This window comes from Streptomyces sp. MH60 (assembly GCF_002939385.1).
Lineage (GTDB): Bacteria > Actinomycetota > Actinomycetes > Streptomycetales > Streptomycetaceae > Streptomyces.
Genome location: NZ_MULI01000153.1, coordinates 1 through 5,936, shown reverse-complemented (window position 1 = coordinate 5,936; position 5,936 = coordinate 1). Strand labels below are relative to the sequence as shown.

General features: G+C 72.5%; 4 protein-coding genes and 2 pseudogenes. 3 read left to right on the top strand and 3 right to left on the bottom strand.

Going from position 1 to position 5,936, the window contains the following annotated elements:
- Positions 1-206, top strand: a pseudogene (locus BZZ08_RS39195) (class I SAM-dependent methyltransferase); the annotation flags it as partial.
- Here the strand turns inward: BZZ08_RS39195 and BZZ08_RS37995 are convergent.
- On the bottom strand, positions 191-841 hold the full coding sequence (locus BZZ08_RS37995; RefSeq protein WP_104636682.1) for a TetR/AcrR family transcriptional regulator: 651 nt from the start codon (positions 839-841) through the stop codon (positions 191-193). The pseudogene BZZ08_RS39195 and the gene BZZ08_RS37995 sit on opposite strands and share 16 nt — an antisense overlap.
- 81 nt (positions 842-922) lie before the next feature.
- Here BZZ08_RS37995 and BZZ08_RS37990 point away from each other — a divergent pair, with 81 nt between their 5' ends.
- A complete protein-coding gene (locus tag BZZ08_RS37990; protein WP_198601945.1) occupies positions 923-2,365 on the top strand; it encodes an FAD-dependent oxidoreductase in 1,443 nt (480 codons plus the stop codon).
- 46 nt (positions 2,366-2,411) lie between these two features.
- Here BZZ08_RS37990 and BZZ08_RS37985 read toward each other — a convergent pair whose 3' ends face one another.
- Positions 2,412-3,992, bottom strand: coding sequence for an acyl-CoA mutase large subunit family protein (locus BZZ08_RS37985; protein WP_104636680.1), 1,581 nt, complete (start codon positions 3,990-3,992; stop codon positions 2,412-2,414).
- 265 nt (positions 3,993-4,257) lie between these two features.
- Between BZZ08_RS37985 and BZZ08_RS37980 the strand changes: the two genes are divergently transcribed.
- Positions 4,258-5,091 carry a L,D-transpeptidase family protein gene (locus BZZ08_RS37980; protein ID WP_198601944.1) on the top strand — a complete coding sequence of 278 codons (834 nt, stop codon included), beginning with the start codon at positions 4,258-4,260 and terminating at the stop codon, positions 5,089-5,091.
- 218 nt (positions 5,092-5,309) lie between these two features.
- Here the strand turns inward: BZZ08_RS37980 and BZZ08_RS38910 are convergent.
- Positions 5,310-5,936, bottom strand: a pseudogene (locus BZZ08_RS38910) (hypothetical protein); the annotation flags it as partial.

The following is a 5,936-nucleotide window of genomic DNA, read 5'->3' as shown; positions in this document are numbered from 1 at the left end:
GGCCGGGGGCCGCACCGGTGCCGGGGCAGACCGCACCGGCCCGTCCGGCGGCCCGTGCGGCTCGCGCTTCGGCCCCGCGGGAGCGCACCCGGCGGCTCGCCCTGGACCTGCTGCCGCCTCTCGTCACGCGTGCGGTGCGCCGGTACCGGGCGGCACAGCGGGCGAAGGCGGGCAGGGCGGCGGGGGCGGCTCAGTCGAAGCCGTAGCTCGCGGCGACGCCCTCGATGACCAGCGCCAGCGACTCCTCGAAGTGCCGGTCGTAGTCCGTGAAGATCTCCGCGCCCGCCGCGGCCGTCAGAGGGTAGTCGGCCAGCAGGCGGGCGCGTTCCGCCACGTCGAAGCCCTCCCGGCGCTCGCCGGGCAGGGGCTCGACGCCCTGCTCCTCGGTGACGAAGCCGAGCGTGAACATGTACGTCGTCGTGGTCGCCCGCACCGCCTGCGCGAGGGTGAACCCGGTGGCGGTGAAGAGCCGCAGGGTGCCCTCCATGTACGCGGCGTGCACCGCGCCGGTGAAGCGTGACCCGCTGAACACCTTGGCGCCGTCGCGATAGGCGAGCAGGGCGGCGCGCAGGCCGCGGTTGGCCTTGAGCAGCCGCTCCCGCCAGGTGTCGGCCGGGTCGAGGGGGGTCCCGGCGAGCATCCGCCGGTACATCTCGGTGGCCATCTCGTCGAGCAGGGCCTGCTTGTCCTTGAAATGCCAGTAGAGGGCGGGCGCCTTGACGTCCAGCTCCCTGGCGATGGTGCGCAGGGTCAGGCCGTCGAGGCCGACCTCGTTCAGCAGTTTCAGCGCCGTGTCCGCGACCCGTCGGCGGTCGAGGGGGGCGCGTCGTTCCGTACTCACGCTTGACAGCTTAACGGCGTTAAGTCCATCCTCGAACCCACACCGGACTTAACGTCGTTAAGGAGAGTTGCCGTGAATGTCATGGATACGCACGCCTTGGACACGGACGTACTGGACACGGACGTACTGATCGTCGGCGCCGGCCCCACCGGTCTCACCCTCGGTGTCGACCTGGCCCGGCGCGGCGTGGACGCGCTGGTCCTGGAGGGCGCCGGGGAACTGTTCCCGGGCTCACGGGGCAAGGGCTTCCAGCCCCGCACCATGGAGGTCTTCGACGACCTCGGCGTCGTCGACGCGCTCCACGCGGTGGGCGGCCCCTACCCGATCGGCATGATCTGGCGGAACGGCGAGCGGGTCGGCGAGCACCACATGTTCGACCCGGCCGAGCCGAGCGAGGACTCGCCGTACAACAGGGCGTGGATGGTGCCGCAGTGGCGCACCCAGGAGATCCTGGCCGCGCGGCTCGCGGAACGGGGCGGCAGGGTCGCCTTCCGCCACGAGGTCGTCGGTGTCACGCAGGACGAGGACGGCGTCACCGCGCACCTCTCCTCGGGCGGGACGGTGCGCGCCCGCTACCTGGTCGCGGCGGACGGCGGCCGGTCGGCGGTGCGCCGCGCGCTGGGCATCGGCATGACCGGCGAGACCGTGGACCCGAGCCCGACGCTGGTGGCGGACGTCCGGATCAGCGGCCTGGACCGCGACAACTGGCACGTCTTCCCGCCGCACGAGGACGTCGGCCTCCTCGCCGTCTGCCCGCTGGCCGGCACCGAGGACTTCCAGGTGATGGCGCGGTTCCCGGAGGGCGCGGACGTGGACACCTCCGCGGACGGCGTCCGCAAGGTCGTCGCGGAGCGCTCGCACATCGCCGCCGAGGACGTGACCGAGGTCCGCTGGGTCTCCGACTTCCGGCCGCGGGCGGCGCTGGCCGACCGTTTCCGCGCGGGCCGGGTCTTCATCGCCGGCGACGCGGCGCACGTGCACTCACCCGCGGGCGGACAGGGGCTCAACACCAGCGTCCAGGACGCCTACAACCTGGGCTGGAAGCTGGACGCGGTGCTGAAGGGCGACGCCCCCGCCGCGCTCCTGGACAGCTACGAGGAGGAACGGCGCCCGATCGCCGCGCAGATGCTCGACCTGTCGACCGCCGTCCACCGCGGCGAGGTGCGGCGCGGCGGGGCGACCCGGCAGCTGGGCATCGGGTACCGGGACTCGTCGCTGACGGTGGAGACGCGGGACGCCGTCGGCGAGGAGGCGATACGGGCCGGGGACCGCGCGCCCGACGGGAGGGTGGACGGCGTCCGGCTCTTCGACGCCTTCCGGGGACCGCACTGGACACTGCTGGCGCTGGGCGTCGACGCCCCCGGCGGTGGCGTGGGAGAGGCGGTACGGGTGGTGCGCGGGGGCGCGCACGGGGCGTACGGGACGGGGCTGTTCCTCGTACGGCCGGACGGGTACGTCGGGTGGTCCGGCGACACCCCTGAGGGCCTCGACGCCTACCTGGGCCGGTTCGGACTGGACGCCTGAATCCCGAACCGGGCCCCGTCCGGCTCAGTCGTCGCCGTCGCGACGCTCAGAAGGCGTCCGAGGGTACATACGTGCCCCAGACCTCCCGCAGCGCGTTGCACACCTCGCCGACGGTGGCGCGGGCGCGCAGGGCGTCCTTCATGGGATAGAGGACGTTGTCCTCGCCCTCGGCGGCCTTCTTCAGGGCGGCCAGGGCCGAGTCCACCGCCGCCTGGTCGCGCTCCGCGCGGAGCCTGGCCAGGCGGTCGGCCTGCTGGGCCTCGATGGCCGGGTCGACGCGCAGCGGCTCGTAGGGCTCCTCCTCGTCGAGCTGGAAGCGGTTGACGCCGACCACGACCCGCTCGCCGGAGTCGGTCTCCTGGGCGATGCGGTAGGCGGAGCGCTCGATCTCGCTCTTCTGGAAGCCGTGCTCGATCGCGTCGACCGCGCCGCCGAGCTCCTCGACCTTGTCCATCAGCTCCAGGGCGGCCGCCTCGACGTCGTCGGTCATCTTCTCGACGACGTAGGAACCGGCGAAGGGGTCGACGGTCGCGGTCACGTCCGTCTCGTAGGCGAGGACCTGCTGGGTGCGCAGGGCCAGGCGCGCGGACTTGTCGGTCGGCAGCGCGATGGCCTCGTCGAAGGAGTTGGTGTGCAGGGACTGCGTGCCGCCGAGGACCGCGCCCAGGCCCTGCACGGCGACGCGCACCAGGTTCACCTCGGGCTGCTGGGCGGTCAGCTGCACGCCCGCGGTCTGGGTGTGGAAGCGCAGCATCAGCGACTTGGGGTTCTTCGCGCCGAACTCCTCCTTCATCACCCGCGCCCAGATCCGGCGGGCCGCGCGGAACTTGGCGACCTCCTCCAGGATCGTCGTACGGGCCACGAAGAAGAAGGAGAGGCGGGGCGCGAAGTCGTCCACGTCCATGCCGGCCGCGACCGCGGTGCGCACGTACTCGATGCCGTCGGCGAGGGTGAAGGCGATCTCCTGCGCGGGAGACGCGCCCGCCTCGGCCATGTGGTAGCCGGAGATCGAGATGGTGTTCCACTTCGGGATCTCGGCCTTGCAGTACTTGAAGATGTCCGCGATCAGCCGCAGCGACGGCTTGGGCGGGAAGATGTACGTCCCGCGCGCGATGTACTCCTTCAGCACGTCGTTCTGGATCGTGCCGGTGAGCTGGTCGGCGCTCACGCCCTGCTCCTCGGCGACGAGTTGGTAGAGCAGGAGCAGCAGGGCGGCCGGGGCATTGATCGTCATCGACGTGGAGACCCTGTCCAGCGGGATCCCGCCGAACAGCACGCGCATGTCGTCGATGGAGTCGATGGCGACGCCGACCTTGCCGACCTCGCCGCCGGCGATCGGGGCGTCGGAGTCGTGGCCCATCTGGGTGGGCAGGTCGAAGGCGACCGACAGGCCCATGGTGCCGTTGGCGATCAGCTGCTTGTAGCGGGCGTTGGACTCGGTCGCCGTGCCGAAACCGGCGTACTGGCGCATCGTCCACGGACGGCCGGTGTACATCGACGGGTAGACGCCCCGGGTGAAGGGGTACTTCCCGGGCTCGCCCAGTTTCTCGGCCGCGTCCCAGTCCGTCAGGGCGTCGGGCCCGTAGACCGGTTCGATGGGCAGCCCGGACTCGGACTCGCGCGTCATGGTGTGTCGCCTCCCGCTGAGCACATGGTCGAACTGGTCGGACCACCCGTCACTTACTCGCCAGTACAGGCCCGTCCTTCGACGGACTGTATCCGCGCGCGTGCAGCCGGTGGAGAGGCGCACGCTGGGACCTTCCTCACAACCTCGATGCGGTCCCGGTCACAACGATGCCGTGCCGTTCGCGGCACGTCATCCGCGGGAACAACCTAGGGGACGTCGGTGCGGGACCGTGAGACGACGGGGGGCCGTGGTGCGTATGGCGGGCATGGGGAGCACGGGACGGGTGGTCGCCGTCGCGCTGGTGGCCGTACTGGCGGCGGGCGGCTGCACCGTGCAGGGCACGGGGCCGGACGGCAAGGGGCACGCGCCGGTGCGCACAGACGTCACCACCGGGGCCCCGTCGAAGAAGAGCACGCCGCCCGGGGACCGCCGGTCACCCGGTGCGCCGTCGGCCGGGACGAAGGCCGCCAGGGTGCTGTGGAAACGGGGCGACACCGGCCGGGACGTCCGTGAGTTGCAGGCCAGGCTGCGCCAGGTCGAGTGGCTCGTGGACGGGCCGACCGGGACGTACGACGACCTGACCGAGCGCGCCGTCAGCGGCTTCCAGGGCAAGCGCGGGCTGCCGCGGACCGGCCGGACGGACACCGTCACCTGGCGGCGGCTGCTCGGGATGTCGCACGCACCGGGCAAGTGGGAGCTGTATCTGATGGGCGGCCAGCCCGCCGCCGCGCCCGACCCGCGCTGCACGACCGGCCGGGTGCTGTGCATCAGCAAGTCGAGCCGGACGCTGCGCTGGATGATCGACGGGCGGACCGTGTCGACGATGTCCGTGCGCTTCGGTGCGCAGTACACGCCGACCCGGGAGGGCGTCTTCCGGGTCTACTGGAAGTCCCGCCACCACGTCTCGACGCTCTACGACTCGGCCATGCCGTACGCCATGTTCTTCAGCGGCGGCCAGGCCGTGCACTACTCCTACGACTTCGCGGCCCGCGGTTACGCGGGTGCCTCGCACGGCTGCGTCAACGTGCGGGACGAGGCGGCGATCGCGGATCTGTACGCGCAGGTGAGGAACGGCGACAAGGTCGTCGTGTACCGGTGAGGCGGCGGGACGGCGACACCGCCGTGCGGCGAAGGGGCGCGGGCGGGACCGGGGGAACGTGTCCCGCCCGCGCCGATGTGCACGAGCCGCAGGTACGGGGGGAACCCCGGCTCGGTGCGGAAGCCGATGACCAGTCGGCTCACTCATTACTGCGCCACGGCGGCCGAAAGTGTCACACCCCTCGGCGAGGGAATTCCCGCCCTGCACGAAAGTGCAGGTCAGGCGGTGCGCGCGGGGGACGAGGCGTGGGGCACGTAGACGGGCTGCCGTTGCGGCCGGGGCTCGTAGGCCGAGGGGGTGTGCGGGCCGTGGGGGCGGGCGGGGCGGTGGGGATCGCGGGTGGGCGGGGCTATGTCGGCGTCGGCGTCGTCCCCGTCGCCGTTGCCGTCGTCACCGTCGTCGCCCTGGTCTCCGTGGTCGCCCTTCTTCCCGCCGTTGCCCTTGCCGCCCTTGTCACCCTTGTTGCCCTTGCCGCCTTTGTCACCCTTGTTGTTCTTGCCGTTCCCGTTGCCCTTGCCGCCCTTGTCGCCGTTGCCGTTGCCGGTGTCCCCGCGCAGCTCGCCCTCGTGGGTCGGCTCCGCCGAGGCACCGCCGTGGTCACCGCCGTCCCGGCCGCCGCCGTCGGTTCCGGCGAGGAGGCCGCCGCAGTACGTCACGACCCGCGACGCTCCCCCGGCCGCCTCCTTCAGCGCGCGCCGGTGGGCGGCGTCGAGTTCCTTGCCGGCGCGCACCTTGCGGCAGGACGCGGTGAGGCCCGACCGGCGTCCGTCGGAGCCGTCCGCGTCCCGGCCGCCGGCGTCGCGGCCCCCGGGCTCGCCGTTGCCCCGCGCGGTGCCACCGTCGGG

Bases quoted from the DNA above. Each gene is read 5' to 3' on its own strand.
- BZZ08_RS37985 (WP_104636680.1), bottom strand. From the start codon at position 3,992: ATGACGCGCGAGTCCGAGTCCGGGCTGCCCATCGAACCGGTCTACGGG.
- BZZ08_RS37980 (WP_198601944.1), top strand. From the start codon at position 4,258: ATGGGGAGCACGGGACGGGTGGTCGCCGTCGCGCTGGTGGCCGTACTG.
- BZZ08_RS37990 (WP_198601945.1), top strand. From the start codon at position 923: ATGGATACGCACGCCTTGGACACGGACGTACTGGACACGGACGTACTG.